An 18388-nucleotide genomic window follows, 5' to 3' on the forward strand; every position below is an offset into this window, starting at 1 on the left:
TGCGCGCATGGCTCAGTGACGTGTGCGTGTGGCCTCGGTATGTCCTCACCCGGGTGATTGACGCTGCGGGGTGAAGACAGCTCCCCCGCCGGCCCGTCAAACTTGACTTCCGAAAGACTCGCGCGGCGATGTCCCGTTGTGTCCGCGCCAAACAGCAATCCTCAGCACGGCGGAGCAAACGATCCGGGAAGGGACTGAACTATGGGCGCAGAGTGCGACCGTAAGAACGTCGAGATGGTCGGCGGTGTTACCGGCATCGGACGCAAAGCCGGGTCGACGGCATCGATTGCGGTGGCGGCGCCGTCGGACGATCTGACACGAGGTCCGCGCCCAACACGGGCGGATATGAGCGCCAATAGGCATATCGTGCGGTGGGCAATTGTGTTCCTGGCATCGTGGGGAATCGGACTACTGGTTGCGGCATGGATTGTTCCCCGAGTTTCGTTGTCGGTACCAGGGTTCATCGTCGCGGTGTGGGCGTTCGTCTTAATGCAGGGGATCTTGTCCTTATCGATATTGAAGTTGCCCCGCGAGTACGCTTCGCTGCTTCTTGGGGGCACCGGCTTGGCATTGACGATTGTCGCGTTGATCCTCGCGTCAATCTTGACCCACGGAATCACTATTGACGGCACGCCATCCTGGCTGGCCACGACGGTTGTGGTGTGGCTCGTGACAACGATTGGGGTGACCCTTCCCGAGCTGCTCATCCGCGCCCGGACCGGCTCGGCTAACGAATATCTCGTACGACGACGGAGGGAGCGATGATGGGAGACACCCATCACGATCCGACGGATCACTCTCGGACCACGCAACCGCACGCGGGTATCACCGTAAAGGACAACTTCTTCTGGCCGGGGCTGATCCTGTTGGTGGTAGCGACGTTTGGGTTGATTAGCACGGCGGCAGAAGCCGCGTATCGACATTACGAATGGCTTCCCACCACAGCGCTCATCGCCGTTCTCGGCGTGATCGCCGGAGCGCTGTGGCTCGTCATGGAGCTTCGCCGCGTGACCCGCATCGATGCGCAGTGGAACGCTGCCCACACACGTAGTCGGACGCGCCAGCGCACTCGCTGATCACAACAGCCGAGTACCCCGTCGACATTGGCATTCACGGACCTCTGTAGCGCATTCTTGTGCCTAGATGTATCACGTTGTATTCCAACATATTTCGCGTCTGTGTTAGTGCCGACAATACCCGCGTCCGGCGGTAGTTACGCGGTCGTTGTCCCTATGGAGTGAATCGCCCTCAACCCGGGTTCCTGGCGCTTGTTTGTTAGTCATCAATACCGCACTAGCGAGATCAGGTTCCCTCGATGCTCGCGATATTCGCCAAATCGCCCGGGTGAAGCCCTTTGGCGGGTGATGACCACTCATCCCATCTCGATGAACGCTGGCTTAACAGGTCGCGGGTCGCGATGACGGTGGACAACCTTGCTGCCTTGATCACCGCGGAACTGACCGCCACAAATTGGAGAAACCAAATGAAGCCTCGCCAATTTCACCGATCGACTGCTGAATACGGCCCCGGCACCGCGCGAACGCCATGGCTGCTGGATCGAATGCTGGACGCCGCCGACTCTGCCTGGCGTTGGGCGCACCGGAAAGGAGGCGCGCCAATGGACACCGTCCCGGCGATCGAGGATCAACTTCATGCGCTGCATCCCACCTGCAGTGCCCAAGGGCTGTCGACCGGCATCACATGTGGTGCGCCGGCGGTGGCGGTCGCCGAGATCCACGCCGTCGACGGATGCGACCAGATAGGGCTAACCCCAGACGGCGACCTCGTCGAGACGCTCTGTCAAGACTGCCTGGCTACTGTGCGATGGGCCATGGAGACCTACGTGGGCGACAAACGCGAGATGGCATCCCGATGCGGCGCCCACCCGGTTTGCGCAACCTGCGGGCGCCCCACTGGGTACCTGCGCAGCGTCTTCGCTGCGCGCCCGCTCGGCCTCGACGGGCTCACATCATGAGCCGACTACGCACTGCCTCCCTGTTTCTGGCTGTCGTGGCCGGGGATTACGCGGCCCTGAGGTTGATTTATGGTCAGCTAACCGATTTTGGCGTCTCCGCCGCCGTTTGTGCGGGATCCTTGGTCGCAGCGGGGCTGATCGCCCATGCCGAGAACCGGCGAAGCCAAACGGTGGCGCGCGGACGCGCGGCTGTCTGGCAGCGCCGCGAAAAGCAGTCCGCAACCGGCGCAGGCCAGTGCCTGTCGTGCGGGGGTACACGCCAACAACCAAGTGACTCACCCAGATTCGTTGACCGGCAGGGCGCGCTCTTATGCCAGGGGTGCGCGCCGGCCCTCAACCTGGGGCCGACACGATGAACCCCGCGACGGTCTCAACGCCAGCGTCACGTGAATTCCGTTGGTGGCGTGGGGCACCCGATACGCTCGGCGCGGGAGTGTTGTAATGAGCGCACCCGCCACCGTGTCAGGTTCGCCGTGCCCCGCTCCGGGAGCACCCAGGGCGCGAAAAGCCCGGCGGTACCCGCTTCGCGGGGGCGCCGTCGTTGATGTCATCCAGGACCGTCCCAGCATGGCCGCGCGCATCGCCTGGCTGAGCGCCCGGCTGATGATCCGGCCCGCGTTGAGCGTGGGCAGTCTTGTGCCCTCGGCGCCGTGGCCGTGGGGCGTCATCGATTTCACCGCTCGCGCCATCACGCCGGCACCAGGCACGGTGCGCGCTGGCATCGAACTGACGCATCGCACCGCGCATCTTGTCCGTGCCGCCGGAGTGCCCCCGGCCGACGGCACCCGACGGGTGGTGCTGTATCTGCACGGCGGGGCGTTCCTCACCTGCGGCGCCTACTCGCACGGTCGACTGGTCAGCATGCTGTCCGGTTTCGCCGACAGCCCTGTGCTGGTGCCCAACTACCGCATGGTTCCCAAACATTCGATCAGCGAGGCGATCGACGACTGCTACGACGGCTACCTGTGGCTGCGCCGAAACGGCTATGAGCCCGAGCAGATCGTCCTGGCCGGCGATTCCGCCGGCGGCTATCTGGCGCTGGCGCTGGCGCAACGCCTGCTCGAGTGCGGTGAGCGGCCCGCCGCGCTGGTGGCCATGTCACCGCTGCTGCAACTGGCCACGCAACCCAAAACGACCCATCCCAACATCGGTTCGGATGCGATGTTTCCGCCCAGAGCGTTCGACGCCCTCAACGGCTTGATCACCCGCGCCGCAGCACAGCGCGACGCCAAGGGACATCCCGACGCGCTCTACGAGCCGCTCGATCACATCCGACCCGGACTGCCACCCACGTTGATCCATGTATCCGGTTGCGAGGTGTTGCTCCACGACGCGAAACTGGCGGCTCAGCGACTGGCCTCCGCCGGAGTGCCCGTCGAAGTCCAGGTATGGCCGGGCCAAATCCACGTGTTCCAATTCGCCGCGCCGAGGATCCCCGAAGCCACCCGCTCACTACGCCAGATCGGCGACTACATCCGCGAAGCGACCGGATAGCCAAGGGACCCTGAGGTTATCGAAGATGGATTTCGGGGCATTGCCACCAGAAATCAACTCCGGCCGCATGTATTCCGGGCCCGGCTGCGGGTCGATGATGGCTGCCTCGGCAGCTTGGGACGGGCTCGCCGCCGACCTGCATTCCACGGCGGCTTGCTATCAAGCGGTGATCTCGGACCTGGCCGGCGCAGCATGGCTGGGTCCCGCGTCGGCGGCGATGGCCGCCGCCGCCGCGCCTTACGTCTCGTGGCTGACAACGACTGCTGCGCTGTGCGAGCAGTCCGCCGCCCAGGCCGTGGCCGCCGCGGCCGCCTACGGGGCCGCGTTTGCGATGACGGTGCCCCCACCGATGGTCGCAGCCAACCGCGCGCAGCTGATGTTGCTGATCGCGACTAACATCCTCGGCCAAAACACCCCCGCGATTGCGGCCACCGAGGCCGAGTACGGCGAAATGTGGGCCCAGGATGCCGGGGCAATGTACGAGTATGCCGGCGCGTCCGCCGCCGCTTCGGCGTTACCCCCGTTCACATCGCCCGCGCCCACCACAAATCCAGCCGGGGTCGCCGGACAGGTTGCTGCAGTTGCCCACGCCAACGCCACGTCAGCCGGCACGGCCGCCCATACGACCATGTCGACGGGCTCGCAGCTACTCTCCGCAGTACCCAATGCACTTCGGGGACTTACGCTTCCTTTACCGGCAGCCGCGGCATCACTCCCACCATTCTCGCAATCACTGAGCTTACTGAGCCCGGTGAACCTGACCGTTGCGTCTGCGTCGACGGCCATTTCGTCGACGGGCATGGCCGGGTCGTATGCGGGCTTGGGATACGCGGCGCACTACGACCCAGAAGGTGCCAGGAAGATGGATGCCATATTGGAACGTCTGGGATCGGTTCCGGGAGGCCCAAAAACAGGCGCATCAGCGTCATTGGGATCGGCAGACCTCGGAGCAGGTGGCGATGCGGTACCTGTGTTCTCAGCGGGCTTAGGCCGGGCCTCGTCAATCGGCGCACTGTCGGTGCCGCCGAGCTGGGCCGCGGCCACCCCGCCGATCAGAGGTGTCGCAGTAGCATGGCCGGACCTCGTGTTGGGTGGCACCGCGATGGTCCCGGCAGCGAATCAGGAAAACCTGCTCAACGAAATGCTTTTGGCGAGTATGGCCGTACGCGGCATCCGCGGTGCTCCTCCTCGAGGCCGGCCCACGGTCACCAGAGCCGTGACTCCGCGGCCGCGGGACGGCGACAACTTGGGCTGACACCGCCGCTGATGCCCGCCGATCCGCCCGGCGACGCCTTCGCACTCACCCGGGTGAATCTGCTAGCCGGGTGATGACGACTCACCCCGCGTCGGTGAAAGCTGATTCAGCAGCTGGCGAGCGGAGGGTAAATGCGGCCGACGATGTACCGGATCTGCATTCGAGGCTGCCTGACCGAGCGGCTCGGGTCCGCCCTAGCAGGGATGCGCCTCGAGGCCGGTTCGACCGAAACCGCGTTCACCGGTGAAATCCGCGACCAGTCACAGCTTTACGGACTCCTCGACCGGGTCCGTGATCTTGGCCTGGAGCTCGTCAGCGTACAACCCCGCCCGCAGCTGACCCCTGACAACAACCCCATCAGGAAGGACCTCTAATGCAAGCCATCACTGTTTCAGATCGTGACGCCGGTATCGCTGGTCTGTCGCTGACAGATCTGCCCTACCCCCAGGCGGCCGACAATGACGTCGTCGTGCGGGTGCACGCCGCGGGTTTCACACGCGGGGAACTCGACTGGCCGCACACTTGGATCGACCGCGCGGGTCGTGATCGGACACCAAGCGTGCCCGGGCACGAGCTGTCGGGTGTCGTGGTTGAGTTAGGGTACGGCACCACCCTTTTGAGCATCGGTCAGCGTGTGTTCGGGCTCGCCGACTGGGCCCGCAACGGCTCACTCGCGGAGTACACCGCTGTGGAAGCCCGTAACCTCGCACCGCTGCCAATCGACATCGACCATACGGTGGCGGCGACGCTGCCGATCTCTGGATTGGCCGCCTGGCAGGGCCTGTTCGACCACGGCCACCTCGCTGCGGGACAGTCGGTTCTGATCCATGGCGCCACGGGTGGGGTTGGGTCGATCGCGGTGCAGCTCGCCCGCGAGGTCGGCGCGCGCGTCATCGGCACCGGCAGGTCCGCAGACCGAGAGCGGGCGGGGGAGCTCGGCGTTCACACCTTCCTCGACCTGGAGACCGAAAAGCTAGAGGACGCAGGCGAAGTCGACGTGGTTTTTGACGTGATCGGTGGAGACATTCTGGCCCGCTCGGCGGGTCTGGTACGGGCTGGCGGAACCCTCGTCACCATCGCCGAGCCGCCGAAGATCCTGCCGCGCGATGGGCGGGCAATTTTCTTCCTTGTCGAAGCCGATCGCGCCCAACTCGCCCACCTCGCGGCGCGAGTTCGGGATGGACGCCTCAAGCCAGTCGTTGGCGCCGTGCTACCACTTGCCGAAGCTGCCACTGCATTCGCTCCCGGCAAGCGCATCCCAGGCAAGACCGTCCTGCGCGTAGCCGAAGACTGAAAGGAGCTTCTGTTATTGGACGGCGTGTGCACGCGCATCCGCTCATTTCGTGCGATCACATCAGCTAGCCCTCAAGACATCCCAAGGGAAGGCAGCCAAGAAATGGCTCTAAAAGTATCACTCGCCGTACTGACTATCGCGGTCATGCTCGGACCCTCGGCCCACGCCGAGCCGCCGCCAGAGAACTCGGATCAAACCCCGTCTGTCCGCCCAGTTTTCAATCAACTTTCCAATGTTTCGGGCAAGTCAATTGAAGCGGTGACCGTCAGCTATCCGCCCGGAGCTAAGAGCGAACCTCACCACCACGCCAAGTCGGCGTTCATCATGGCGTACGTGATCTCCGGAGCGATCCGCAGCCAAGTCGAGGGTGAGCCTGCACGCGTCTATCACACCGGTGAGACGTGGAAGGAGGCGCCCGGCGCGCACCACACAATCAGTGAAAATGCCAGCGCCACCGAACCCGCTGAATTACTCGCAGTCTTCCTGCTTGATACCGGAGACGGCCCACTAACCACGGCCGACAACGCGACAAACTGAGCCGCGTTAGCGATGCGAGATGTTCGCACCGTGCGGAAATTTGAAGACCTTGCCTATGTCCGTAATACGACCCACGGGAGCAGCCCATGCACATGCGAAGCGCTATCCGGGCTGTCCGGATAGCACTACGCTGGTCGCTCGCCGCGGCCTTTCTGTCCGCTGTTGCCGACCGATTCGGCTGGTGGAAGCCGTTCGGGCAGGGTAGCCGGGGGAGCGTGAAGGCCTTCGCCGACTACACCCACCAACTTGTCCCATTTGCTTCTGGATGGTTATTGACCGCCATTGTCTGGACTGCCACTGCCGCCGAAGCGACGCTGGGAATCTTGCTTCTCGCCGGCTGGCGACCAAAGCTGGTTGGCGCGGCGACTTGCTTGCTGCTCATAATATTTGGAACCGCGATGGCTATATCCCTGGGTATGGAAGCGCCGCTTAGCTACAGTGTCTTCTCCGCAGCAAGCGCAGCCGCGGCCTACGCGATACTTGGCACAACATCGCGGCCACCACACACGACCGAGACCACATACCCGTGGCCGCTTATCGAGTCCGCGCACTCGAAGCATGCCGGTTGGTGGTGTTGCAGGACAACTTTGCCAATCATTGGAAGTGACGGTCGATGAAAGCTGGCAAAGACTTCGACGTGGTTGTCGTGGGCGGCGGGGTGGGCGGTGTAGCCGCGGTGCGGAAGCTCGCGTCCGTCGGTCTTTCCGTAGCACTCGTTGAGGATCGTCTGGTCGGTGGAGAGTGTCATTACTGGGGCTGCAACCCGAGCAAAACACTGCTTCGCCCGATCGAGGTGTTCAATCTCGCGAAGGCAGTTCCTGGTGTGCGAGAAGCTATTTCGGGTGGGCCGCCGGACGTTGCGGCAGTCTTCGCGAAACGCGACGAGATCATCGAGCACCTCTCGGACAAAGAACGAACAGCATCACTGCGGCAAGCCGGTGTCGCGGTGTTTCATGGGTTCGGCCAGTTGAGCGGCCAACGAACTGTGCGCGTCGCCCGCGGCGATAACACCGACGCCGTCCTGGAGGCGCGCTACGCGGTCGTGCTCGCCACCGGCACTCGTCCTAACGTGCCCGAGATACCTGGGCTGGCACAAGCACGCCCGTGGACCAATCGGGACCTAACGACCATGACACAGGTGCCACCTCGCACGCTGGTGGCGGGTGGCGGCCCCGTCGGTGTCGAGTTCGCGACCATCCTGACCGGTTTGGGCTCAGCGGTAACGCTTCTGGTACGTGGGGACACCCTGCTTCCCCACTGCGAACCCGAAGCCCGCGACCTGGTCGCGCAGTCACTGCGAAGCAAAGGCGTCACGATTCACTTTGAGACGGAGTTGTCGGCCGTAGCCCGCCCGGTAGCGGGCGGGCCCGTCACTGCCACTTTCCACGACCAGACCATCGAGGTAGACGAGATCGTCCTGGCCGCCGGGCGGCGCACTAACACCGACAACATCGGACTGGAAACCGTTGGCCTGCCATGCGGCGGGTTTGTTTCTGTGAATGACCATCTCCAGGCGGTCGGCGTCACCGGCGATTGGCTCTACGCCTTGGGAGATACCACCGGGCGTGCTCGGCTGTCCCACATCTCCACCTACCACGGCCATGTGGTGGCCGACATCATCACGGCCCGCGCCGCGGGGCTAGAACTGTCCGGGAGCGAGTTGGCTGCCCGTGATGCGGGCAATCTCGCGCAGGTTATCTTCACTGAGCCACAAGTAGCCACTGCGGGGCGCACGGAAAGTCAGGCCCGAGCAGAAGGATTCGTGGTACGGACGCGAACTGCCCGTTACCCCGGCACCCTGTCATTCCTGGCCCTTTTCAGGGATGAATTCCAAGGATGGGCGAAGTTGGTCATTAACGCGGAGACCAACACACTGCTCGGAGCGACATTTGTCGGCCCGGAGTTCTCGGAACTGGTTCAAGCGGCCACCCTGGCTATCGTCGCAAAGGTCCCAGTCAGTCTCCTACGCCATGCTGTCGCGCCACATCCGACGGTCAATCAGATCTGGGATCGGCTACTCGCCCAAGAGTCCGAACTTGCCCCATTACTGAAAAGCGCGGGGCAGCAGCTGAGAGGAACCGCAATGACCTACGACTCGCCGGTCGTCTCGCTATGACCATGCTCGTAGCGGGGGTTCGCGCATTCGGTGGCAAGGTGGAGATGCTGGAAGTGGACGATCCGCGGCCGTTGGCAGGCGACGAGGTTCTCATCGACGTTCGCGGCGCCGGGGTTAGCAACTGGGACAACATCATTCGGACCGGCGGCTGGGATGTTGGCACCAGGCCTCCGCTGGCGCTCGGCGTCGAGGCTACCGGTGTCATCGAGGCCGTTGGCGACCGCCCAAACGGATTCACTGTGGGCGATGAGGTGCTGTGCCACCCGGTGCCGCTGCGCGACCAGGGTACGTGGGCGCCGTTTTTGATCGCACCCGTCGGGTCGCTCGCTCGCAAAGCGCCTGCGATTTCGTGGGAGATTGCAGCGATCTTTCCGGTACCCGCGTTGACTGCCGAGCAGGTGGTCGGCGAGGCGCTGGCCCTTCACGGTGGAGAGACGTTGCTCGTCAATGGTGCGGGTGGAATCACGGGCGGGCTCATCGTTCAGCTGGCCGCTTTGCGCGGCATCGATGTGCTCGCCACCGCCAGCCCCCGCAGCTCCGACCGAGTCCGGGGGTATGGCGCCCGCGACGTGATCGATTACCGCGATCCGATGTGGCCACAGCAGGCAAGGGCGTTGGCGAACGACTCCATCACCGCCGTCGCCAACGCCGCCCCTGGGGGCGCTACTGCTGCGATGACCGCGCTTGCCGACGGCGGCCGGCTTGCCACCATCACCCCAGACCCCCCTGCGCCCACCCGCGGCATCAGCGTGACCGCGGTTTACGTCCGTTCCGACGGCGCTCAACTCGACCGCCTCACGGCCCTACTCGCCTCCCGTCGATTGAGCATGCCCACCCCGCGTTCCTGCGGTCTGGATCAGGCTGCCGGCGCCCTCACCGACGTCGTGGCAGGCCACGAGCCCAGCGGAGTGGTCGTCACGAAAGGCATCTGACGAAATTGCCATCGCACCCCGAAAAACCGCACTCAACAAGGAGTCTCGAGATGAACACTATTACCCCGATCCACACGGGCGTGGCCGCTCACATCGGCAAATACGCCGACGCCGTTGCTGTATCCGGTGGCGGTGGCACACAGATTTTCGTGTCGGGCACGCCTGGGCTTCGCGAAGACGGCACCGTGCCCGAGGACTTCACCGACGAGGCCCGGCAGTGCTGGGCCAACGTCGAAAGGGCGCTCGGCAAGGCCGGTGCCAAGCTCACCGACATTGTCTACATGCGCCAATGGGTCACCAGCCGTGACAATGCGTTCGCCTACTTGGCGGTGAGCAAAGAGGTCATCCGCCACGAGCCCGCTGCCATGTTCAGCATCATCGACGGACTGGTGTGGCCCAACATCCGCGTGGAAGTTGAAGTCATGGCCATCGTGCCGGCGTGAGCGATCCGAGCGCCAAGATAAGCGCCCGCCGCTTCGACACCGACGTCGCCGTCGTCGGGGTGCGAAAGGATCCGGTTGTCTACGGGAAAGAACGCCCGCGGTTGTGAGCGAATGACCATCACACGCAACTATTCCGGCGCGCCGTCATCGTCAAGTGCCGAACGGCCCCCGCAGTGACGTTGCGCGACGCGGCACCGACCAGCCGCGCGATGGTGGTCGCAGTGCTGGTGTCGATGGTTGCGTTCCTCGACTCCACCGTGACCAACCTGGCTCTGCCGGCCATCGAGCACGATCTCGGCGGCGGCCTGGCGCTGCAGCAATGGATCGTCGACGGCTACCTGCTGGCGACGGCGGCTGCGATTCTCCCTGGCGGGTCCATCTCGGATCTCTACGGGCGCGTTCCGGTGATGCGGTTCGGGCTGTTGGCTTTCGGGGCCGGCTCGGTTCTGGCGGCGGTTGCCACCTCACCGGCAATGCTGATCACCGCGCGTTTCATCCAGGGCCTGGGTGCGGCGTTCCTCGTGCCTGGCTCGCTGGCGTTGATCAATACGGTGTTCGCCAAAGCACACCAGTCTGCGGCCATTGGCGTCTGGACCGGATGGACGGGAGCCGCCTTCGCGTTGGGCCCCCTGCTGGGCGGAATGTGCGTCGATTTCCTAGGCTGGCGTTGGATTTTCGTGTTGTCAGCGATTCCAATGGCGACCGGGTATGCACTGACGTTCTGGCTGTGCCCGATGTCGAGGCGGGTCGCAGGCGCCCGTGTCGATACCGCCGGGGTGGCCCTATCGGCGATAGGGCTGGCCGCGCCCGCGTATGCGTTAATCGAATCGCAGCACTACGGCTGGACCGACCCAATAGTCATCACGCCATCGGTGATCGGGATTGCCGCACTGACCGGCTTCGTGTACTGGCAGCGCCGCAGCCGGTGCCCGATGCTTCCATTGCCGTTGTTCACATTTCGCAATTTCGCTGCCGCCAATCTTGTCACCGTGTTCGTCTACGGCGCGTTGACACTGGGGTCGCTTGCCATCACCCTCTACACCCAAGAGATCGGCGGCTACTCGGCCACGGCAACCGGACTGGCCACCCTGCCGATCCCCGTGCTGTCGTTCGTTTTCGCGCGTCAAGTCGGTCGCTTCGCCGCCCGCGTTGGACCACGTGCGTTCCTGATCGCCGGCCCCGCGTTGGCGGGGATCGGGCTGCTGCTGATCCGCCCAAAACCTCACGGATTTCACGCGATCCCCGATCTCGTCCCCGGGATGACGGTGCTGGCCTTCGGGCTGGTCGCGACTATCACACCGCTGACGTCGGTGACACTGGCCTCGGTCCCGACTGAATACAACGGCCTTGCGTCGGCGATCAACAACGCCGTCTCGCGGCTGGCCGCGCTGATATCGATCGGGTCAATAGGCCTGATTAGCGTTGGCACGGCGAGCGCCGCCGGATTAGCCCACGTGCTAGAGGTGAGCGCCGCACTGTTCGCCCTGGGCGCGTTGTGTGCCGCCCTGTTGATAACCAATCCCCCTGCCGGGTGCCAACCTGTGCCCTGTGACGTCGCGGCGTTGTGCCGTGACCGGCCCGGTGTGCAACCGGCCCTGGCCAGCAGCCCCTCGATCGCGACGGGACCATCCCCTCCGCAGTAGTCGTTTCGGCATTGACACAACGCCGCAAACGGTCGACACTGCGCCCGCGCAGCTTTATCCATCCACGCTTGGGTTCATGGCGGCGCATAACTCACCCGGGTGAACTGGTGGTTGGGGTGATGACAGCTCACCCCGCGTGGCGGCAATCTCGGTACGACCACAACCGGGTGGATGGCCGGCCCGCTTGCGGAGGCCGTGTCGAAATTCCGGCATGCCCAAGAAATTTCGGCGAAAGCACGAAACCGAAGTGATCAGAGCAACTCTGAAGGGTTCATCATGAAGATCGTAGTCATTGGCGGGCGTGGGCTGGTCGGTTCGAAAGTAGCGTCCAAACTCAGCGCGCAGGGACACGACGTGCTCCCCGCTTCCCGCCGATCGGGTGTCGATTCACTCACCGGTGAAGGCCTCGCCAACGCCGTCGCCGGTGCGGATGTCGTGGTCGACGTCGCCGATTCACCACTGTTCGACGATGAACCCGTGATGCACTTCTTCACGACCGCGACCACGAATCTTCTGTCTGCTGAACAGCACGCGGGAGTCAAACACCATGTCGCGTTGTCGGTCGTGGGCTCGCAGGTCATGCCGGATAGCGGCTACAACACGGCGAAAGCAGCTCAGGAAAACCTGATCAGGGAGTCGGGCCGGCCCTATTCGATCGTGCGGGCAACTCCGTTCTATGAATTCGCGGTTGGCTTGGCCGATTCCGCGACAGACGGAGATATTGTCAGGCTGCCACACGCGTTGTTCCGCCCTATCGCGGCCGACGATGTCGCTACCGCCGTCGCACGCGCGGCTGTCGGGCCCCCGATCAACGGAGTTACGGAGATCGCTGGACCCGAAGCAATCGGAATGGATGATTTTGTCCGTATGGGCCTTGCTGCGATTGGCGATCAACGTCGGGTCGTGACTGACGCCCTGGCTCCATACTTCGGTGCGGTGATCGACGATCACACCCTGGCGCCCGACGAGAACGCCACCATCTTCGCCACTCGATACGTCGACTGGATCGACGCAAACTCCAGCCGTCGCATTTGGAGATATTTGAATGGGACTTAAGTTAACCCAATCGCGCCAGCCTGCCCTCGCTTTCACAACCGAACAGGAGCACGACCGATGAGCACTACAAGCAAGATGCTGGAAAGCCATCCCCACCCATTGGGACAGATCGACCGGGTAAAGCTAACCGCAGCTATCGACGCGTGCGCCGAGTGTAACCAGGCCTGCACCGCCTGCGCCGACGCGTGTCTTAGCGAAGACGATGTCGATCACCTCACCAAGTGCATACGCACATGCCTAGATTGCGCTGACATCTGCGCAACGACGAGCCGCGTATTGTCGCGCCAAACGGGTTACGACCCTAATCTCACCAAAGCAGCGCTAGAGGCGTGTATAACCGCATGCAAGGCAAGCGGGGAGGAATGTGCCCGGCACGCAGAACATCACGTTCATTGCCGCATCTGTGCGGAAGTCTGTCGTAGCTGCGAGCAGGCATGCCGTGACTTGGCCGCATCTGTCAATCGGACGTAGCGAATGGTGGATCATGCGTGACGTGCTCGATGCCCCTGGCCTGACCATAACCTTGCCCTCTGAGCAGCCGCTGCCGCGTACGATCTTCATCCCGCCGTTGGCGCACGTATTGTGAAACGCCTTGATGCTGAGGTCCTTTGGGCGCACGACCACAATGGATTGCCGCCTGATTGTGTACTCGGAGTAGCACCCGGGAGAGGGGGATTTCCTCTTCGCGGCACGACAGCGGCGCAATCGGCCGAGTAACCCAACCTATTGGACGGCCAACTCCAGACGATTTAGGCGCCGAACGAGGATGCTGGGCAACCAGTCTCCGACGTCGGTCGCCTCGATCCAGGTGGAGCGTTCCAACAGGGTCCGAAATACGATCTTGGCCTCGAGTCGTGCCAGCGCGGCCCCGATACAGAAGTGCACGCCCTTGCCGAATGTCACGTGGCCTTTGGCACCGCTGCGATCAAGACGGAATTCGTTTGGCGCGTCGAAGTGTGCCGGGTCGCGGTTCGCCGCGCCCCACATCAGTAGCAGGTGCGAGTTGGCGGGTACCTCCACGCCGTCCAGGGTCGTGTCGCGCCAGACGTGGCGGTAGTGGCCACGGAAGGGTGGCTCGTAGCGCAGAGCTTCTTCAATAAAGGCATTCAGCAGTTCCGGGTTCTCACGAACCTGCTTTTGAATCTCTGGGCGGTCGGCGAGAATCCACGCAGCGCTGCCTAAAAGCGATGCCGTGGATTCGCCGGCGGCGCTGAAAAGGGTGAGCATGATGCCTAATGCCACGGTCTGGTCCACCTCGCCCGAGGCGTAGCGTGCGGCCATGTCGGGAATGAGGCCGGATTCAGGTAAGGCACTTGCCTTTTCAAAGTGTTCCATGACGTAACCCGACAGTTCGAATGCCGCGGCTCCTGCCGCCTCGAGCTGGGGGGCCGTGACGACACCATCGAGCAGCGTGGTGGTGGCGAAGCCCAGCCGGATGAGATTGTCGACATCGGTGTCGGGTAGGCCCAGCAGCTTGGCGACCACCATCATGGGCAGGCGGTTGGCCATCGCGCTCATCCACTCGATGCGCCCCTCGTGCAGATTCTCGTCCCAGAGGCGCTCGGCGACGTGGCTCGCGAATTCTTCAATGATGCGGACGCGTTTCGCGGACAGATGTGGCAGCAGGATTTTGCGGTGTATCGCGTGTGCCGGATCGTCGGCCGTGGCCAAGGCATGGTTGGGACTTCCAGCCTCGATCATTGGGAACGGGGCGACCGTCCCATCCTCGTGGTACACCATGGTTGCGGTGAGGTTGGACGAGAAGTCTTCGACCCGGTTGACGGCATCGATCACCGCATCCCAGCCGCACACGGCGTAGAACTCCGAGTTACCGATGCGGTGCACCGGCGCCTCGGCGCGCATGCGGTCGTAAAGCGGATAAGGATTTTGCAGAGCCTCGGCGCCGAAGAACTGGATCGGGTCAGCCAAGACGGTCATCCTTTCAGGCTGGAAGAGGCCGTGAGCAGCGTCAATAGTGGGCGGCAACGTTGATAACCGCCGAGTCGCACCACCCACGCCCCACCAAATCGCCTGCACGACACCACCAGCGGGTTATGCTGAGAAAAACGTGCAAAAATTCTCATCCTGAGAGAAGTTTTTCAGCCCACAGCAGCTCGGGAGCACTTTCAGATGCCACAGAACGATTGGCTGCTTGGACGGGATCGCCGCGGCGAGGCCGCCGAACGGATCTACGCTGCGGCCGCCGACCTCATTTCCCGCGTCGGATACGACGCGTTCACCATCGAGGCCTTGGCCGCTAAGGTCCATTGCTCACCAGCGACGATCTACCGTCATGCCGGCGGTAAGGCGGCCATCCGTGACGCCGTTGTTGCCATTCAGGCGAACCGGATCGTCGATACGGTGCGCGAAGCGATCAAGGACCTCACCGGACCGGACCGGGTCGTGACCGCCACCATCCTTGCCCTGGAACGCATGCATTCAGATCCATTGGTTCAGCTCATGCGGTCAATGCAATTGGCGCCGGGCGGCGAGTGGCTCACTACCTCACCCGTCGTTGCCGCCTTTGCCTCCGAAATGCTCGGCCAGGACCACCCCGACCCGCTGGCCGCGCAATGGCTGATCCGCGTGTTCCTTGCGCTGTGGTGCTGGCCGCTGAAGGACCCCGCGACTGAACGCGCCGTAGTGGAGCGCTTCCTCCGCCCGTCCTACATCAACAACACCTGAAAGCCGAGATCATCGACCAAACACGGCGATGACGCAGGACCCATCCCCGCCCATCGCCTGCGCCAGACCGATCCGCGGATCTGAGACCTGGCGCGAATCCGCTTCTCCCCGAAGCTGACTGATCACCTCGTCAACCCGTCGCCGATCACCGCCGTCACGGCCTGATACCTCTGCGCGGCCACGCTCAACTCCCTCATCTAGGGAGTGTCAAGGATCAACCGAAGTAGCTGTCACGCATCAGCCGAAACACTGTCAGGCATCACCCGCAGACAAAACGTCGCCATAAACACTCGCTTGTGCCCCCGGCAGGATTCGAACCTGCGACACCGGCTTTAGGAGAGCCGTGCTCTATCCCCTGAGCTACGAGGGCGGACGGGCTGAGCTTACCGGCAACCGGCACGCAGACCGCGGGCTGCGAACGTCAGCGCAGCTCCGCGATGACCTTCGCGAACGCGTCGAGGTTGTTGTCCTGCACGGTGAAGGAGGTCAGCCCGTACTTTTCGCGGAGTCCCGACAGCGTGTCCGCCATCTCTCGGGGTGACCCGCTGAGCACCGACGTCATGGACAGCAATTGCTCATCGGAGAGGTCCGGCGCGTACTGACGGGTCATTCGCAGGTCGGGCGCGGTCTCTCCCTCGGGCGGCATCGCCGTGATCACCATGTTCAGCTCCAGCTGATCAAACCGATCGCCCGCGGCGTTGCGCACGAACTCGATGCGTTCGGCCAGCGGGTCGTCGACGTCTCGGACCCTGGCGCCGGTCAGCCCGATGATGTCCGCGTGCCGGGCGGCCAGGGTCAGCACCCGATCGCCGTTGCCGGCGATCAGGATTGGCGTCGTCGGATGGTGTTCCTTCAAGTAGGTCGTCATGTGTCCGAGGTAGTCGACCCGCGCTCCGGCGCTCGGGTAGGGCAGCTCCGCGGCCTCGAATTCTTCCTTGACATAGCCGGTTCCGAGCCCGATCTCGAGGCGGCCGTCGCTGAGCACATCCACCGCCTGCAGGTCCCTGCTCAGCAGGGCCGGCTTGTAGAACGCGGCATTGAGCACATACATGCTCAGCCGCAACCGCGTCGTCACCATCGCGACCGCCGTCAGCGTCGGGCACGGCGCCGCCGCGCCGAGATGGTCGGGCACGCATAGGATGTCGTATCCGAGGTCTTCCGCTCGCTTCGCCTTCTCCACCAATTTCTCGCGAGACTTGAAGAACCGCATGCTCATCGAGAAGCGAAAATCTTTGGCCACCAACAACCTCCGTTCAACCAGCTAACGACACTTACCAGGCGCGCGCGGCCGCCGCCAAGCCCTGCACCAGGGCGGTGGTGACCGGCGACAAGCCGTCGGGACCCGGGAGCGGGCTGCGCGGGCTCAGGCCCCTGACGCGAACGGACAGCTCCAGTTGTGTTCCGCCGCTGCGCACCCGGTTGACCGGGTTGTCGGGATGTAGACCCCGCAGTTCGGGCGGGATGTCGTCGAGATCGGTGACGACCTGATAACCCGTCAGCCGGATGTGCCGGGCCAGGTGGGCGGCCAGCTCGCGATTGCGGCCGCCGGCCAGCAGCTGGGTGCTGCGACCGATGCGGCCATAGCCGTGCAGCGAGACCGCGACGTCGACATGATCGAGAAACTCGGCCAGCCGGGTCGATTCACCGGGCTGGAACAGGACCGAGGGCAGGTGGTGCGGGTAGTGGTCGGGATGGCGCACCACATACACCGACGCGTCGGCGGCCTCGGCGGCGCGTTCGGCGATGACGTCGGTCATCTGCTCCAGGCCGCCGCCGTGGATGGCAAGGAACCCGAAACGCGACCGCAGCTGGCTGGACTCGATCACGCCGGGTTGGTTCAACAACGCTGAAAGTGACTGTGGCCCAGGGCCAGAACGCGGTCTCGCCGATGCCGGGCGAGGCCAGCGTGCGGGGTCCCAGCGGTGCAGGAAGTCGATCCAGCGTTGCGGAAGCCCGTGGTGCACCGCGCCGTCGATGATCCGCGGCAGGTAGCCGGGCCGCGGCGGACCCGGAGTCACCCGGTGATCGATGTAGACCCAGGCCGGTGCCGCTCCGTCGTTGGTGTTCACGGTGAGCCGGTCGCGCCGGTAGCGCACCGGTACCCCCTCGGCGCTATCCAAGGTGGCCAGGTCGTGATCGGAGATCTGCCAGAGCACCCCGTGCACCTGGTTACCGGTAAATGGCTCGACGGTGGCCACCCCGCGCTCGTTGATCAGCCAGTCGTGGTCGGACAGGACCGCCGGTCGCGGATCGGCGGCGTCCGGACACCGCAGCGCCATTTGGTTGACGCACAGGTTCGACCCGTATGCGAAGTAGGGATGCCGGCGGGCCGGCATTTAGCCGGTCACCGTCAGCCAAATCAGCACCACGTTAAGCAGACTAATCATTATTCCGACAGTCCAGCCAATAGCGGTCGTGACGGGATGGTTGGCGTCGGTACCCATAAGCGTGCGATTGCTGGTCAACCGGATCAGCGGAAGCACCGCGAACGGGATGCCGAACGACAGCACGACCTGCGAGAGCACCAGGGTGCGCGTGGGGTCGAGATCGAGCGCCAGGATCGCCACGGCCGGGCAGAGCGTGATCAATCGCCGCACGAGCATGGGGATTGAGCGGTGCAGCAATCCCTGCATGATCATCGCGCCGGCGTACGCACCCACCGACGCCGACGCCAGCCCGGACGCAAGCAATCCGACCGCGAACAGCACCGCGATCGTCACTCCCAACGTGTTATGGACCGCGGTGTACGCACCCTCGATGGACCCGCTCGTTTCGCGCCCCTGCAGATTGATGGCGGCGACCAGCAGCATCGCCGCGTTCACCGTCCCAGCAACCGCCATGGCGAGCACGACGTCCACCCGGGTGACCCGCAGCAGCCAGCGCCGGGGGGGGGGGGCGGTTCCTACCGCATCGAGGTCACCGGCGAACCGTCCTACGCAATGGACATCTGCCTGAGCC

The 18388-nt window shown here is 64.0% G+C and carries 20 protein-coding genes and 1 tRNA gene; 16 read left to right on the top strand and 5 right to left on the bottom strand.

Features of this window, described 5'->3' with window-relative positions:
• The first annotated feature begins 201 nt into the window (after positions 1-201).
• From A5747_RS23495 to A5747_RS23565, 15 genes are all read left to right on the top strand, one after another.
• Positions 202-765, top strand: coding sequence for a hypothetical protein (locus A5747_RS23495; RefSeq protein ID WP_369805185.1), 564 nt, complete (start codon positions 202-204; stop codon positions 763-765).
• Positions 762-1076, top strand: a complete 315-nt coding sequence (usfY, locus tag A5747_RS23500) for a protein UsfY (protein ID WP_233148127.1) — start codon at positions 762-764, stop codon at positions 1074-1076. Before A5747_RS23495 ends, usfY begins: the two co-directional genes overlap by 4 nt.
• 341 nt (positions 1077-1417) lie before the next feature.
• On the top strand, positions 1418-1975 hold the full coding sequence (locus A5747_RS23505) for a phosphoenolpyruvate carboxylase (RefSeq protein WP_233148128.1): 558 nt from the start codon (positions 1418-1420) through the stop codon (positions 1973-1975).
• Between the two features lie 441 nt (positions 1976-2416).
• Positions 2417-3469: an alpha/beta hydrolase gene (locus tag A5747_RS23510; RefSeq protein WP_076128787.1), complete on the top strand. Its 1053-nt coding sequence runs from the start codon at positions 2417-2419 to the stop codon at positions 3467-3469.
• Positions 3470-3494: 25 nt separating this feature from the next.
• Positions 3495-4724 (top strand): PPE domain-containing protein, encoded by a 1230-nt coding sequence (locus A5747_RS23515; protein WP_076128789.1) that lies wholly within the window; start codon positions 3495-3497, stop codon positions 4722-4724.
• Positions 4725-4855: 131 nt separating this feature from the next.
• Positions 4856-5098 carry a hypothetical protein gene (locus A5747_RS23520; protein ID WP_076128791.1) on the top strand — a complete coding sequence of 81 codons (243 nt, stop codon included), beginning with the start codon at positions 4856-4858 and terminating at the stop codon, positions 5096-5098.
• Positions 5098-6018, top strand: coding sequence for an NADP-dependent oxidoreductase (locus A5747_RS23525; protein ID WP_076128793.1), 921 nt, complete (start codon positions 5098-5100; stop codon positions 6016-6018). The genes A5747_RS23520 and A5747_RS23525 overlap by 1 nt, the downstream gene beginning before the upstream one ends.
• A gap of 102 nt (positions 6019-6120) precedes the next feature.
• A complete protein-coding gene (locus A5747_RS23530) occupies positions 6121-6555 on the top strand; it encodes a cupin domain-containing protein (RefSeq protein WP_076128795.1) in 435 nt (144 codons plus the stop codon).
• 86 nt (positions 6556-6641) lie between these two features.
• Positions 6642-7172, top strand: a complete 531-nt coding sequence (locus A5747_RS23535; protein WP_233148129.1) for a hypothetical protein — start codon at positions 6642-6644, stop codon at positions 7170-7172.
• The gene (locus A5747_RS23540) at positions 7169-8671 is read left to right on the top strand and encodes an NAD(P)/FAD-dependent oxidoreductase (protein WP_076128797.1); all 1503 of its coding nucleotides are present in this window, start codon (positions 7169-7171) and stop codon (positions 8669-8671) included. Before A5747_RS23535 ends, A5747_RS23540 begins: the two co-directional genes overlap by 4 nt.
• Complete coding sequence (locus A5747_RS23545) at positions 8668-9603, top strand: NADP-dependent oxidoreductase (protein ID WP_076128799.1); 936 nt, start codon at positions 8668-8670, stop codon at positions 9601-9603. Before A5747_RS23540 ends, A5747_RS23545 begins: the two co-directional genes overlap by 4 nt.
• 50 nt (positions 9604-9653) lie before the next feature.
• Positions 9654-10046 (top strand): RidA family protein, encoded by a 393-nt coding sequence (locus A5747_RS23550; RefSeq protein ID WP_076128801.1) that lies wholly within the window; start codon positions 9654-9656, stop codon positions 10044-10046.
• A gap of 173 nt (positions 10047-10219) precedes the next feature.
• Positions 10220-11689 (top strand): MFS transporter, encoded by a 1470-nt coding sequence (locus tag A5747_RS23555; protein ID WP_233148130.1) that lies wholly within the window; start codon positions 10220-10222, stop codon positions 11687-11689.
• A gap of 171 nt (positions 11690-11860) precedes the next feature.
• Positions 11861-12745: an SDR family oxidoreductase gene (locus A5747_RS23560; protein ID WP_076128802.1), complete on the top strand. Its 885-nt coding sequence runs from the start codon at positions 11861-11863 to the stop codon at positions 12743-12745.
• Between the two features lie 57 nt (positions 12746-12802).
• The gene (locus A5747_RS23565; protein ID WP_076128804.1) at positions 12803-13216 is read left to right on the top strand and encodes a four-helix bundle copper-binding protein; all 414 of its coding nucleotides are present in this window, start codon (positions 12803-12805) and stop codon (positions 13214-13216) included.
• A 252-nt stretch (positions 13217-13468) separates the two neighbouring features.
• On the opposite strand, the gene A5747_RS23570 is transcribed toward A5747_RS23565, so the two are convergent.
• Complete coding sequence (locus A5747_RS23570) at positions 13469-14683, bottom strand: cytochrome P450 (RefSeq protein WP_076128806.1); 1215 nt, start codon at positions 14681-14683, stop codon at positions 13469-13471.
• Between the two features lie 192 nt (positions 14684-14875).
• On the opposite strand from A5747_RS23570, the gene A5747_RS23575 reads away from it, so the two are divergent.
• Positions 14876-15430, top strand: coding sequence for a TetR/AcrR family transcriptional regulator (locus tag A5747_RS23575; protein WP_076128808.1), 555 nt, complete (start codon positions 14876-14878; stop codon positions 15428-15430).
• A gap of 297 nt (positions 15431-15727) precedes the next feature.
• Here A5747_RS23575 and A5747_RS23585 read toward each other — a convergent pair.
• From A5747_RS23585 to A5747_RS23600, 4 genes are all read right to left on the bottom strand, one after another.
• Positions 15728-15800: transfer RNA gene (locus A5747_RS23585), tRNA-Arg, on the bottom strand.
• Positions 15801-15851: 51 nt separating this feature from the next.
• Entirely contained in the window at positions 15852-16676 is an 825-nt protein-coding gene (locus tag A5747_RS23590) for an LLM class F420-dependent oxidoreductase (protein ID WP_083700608.1), read from the bottom strand.
• Positions 16677-16701: 25 nt separating this feature from the next.
• The gene (locus tag A5747_RS23595; RefSeq protein WP_076128811.1) at positions 16702-17766 is read right to left on the bottom strand and encodes a poly-gamma-glutamate hydrolase family protein; all 1065 of its coding nucleotides are present in this window, start codon (positions 17764-17766) and stop codon (positions 16702-16704) included.
• Positions 17767-18388, bottom strand: a 622-nt coding sequence (locus tag A5747_RS23600) for an Nramp family divalent metal transporter (protein WP_198938250.1), incomplete at its 5' end; no start/stop codon positions are given.

The organism is Mycobacterium sp. IS-836 (assembly GCF_001954275.1).
Taxonomy (GTDB): domain Bacteria; phylum Actinomycetota; class Actinomycetes; order Mycobacteriales; family Mycobacteriaceae; genus Mycobacterium.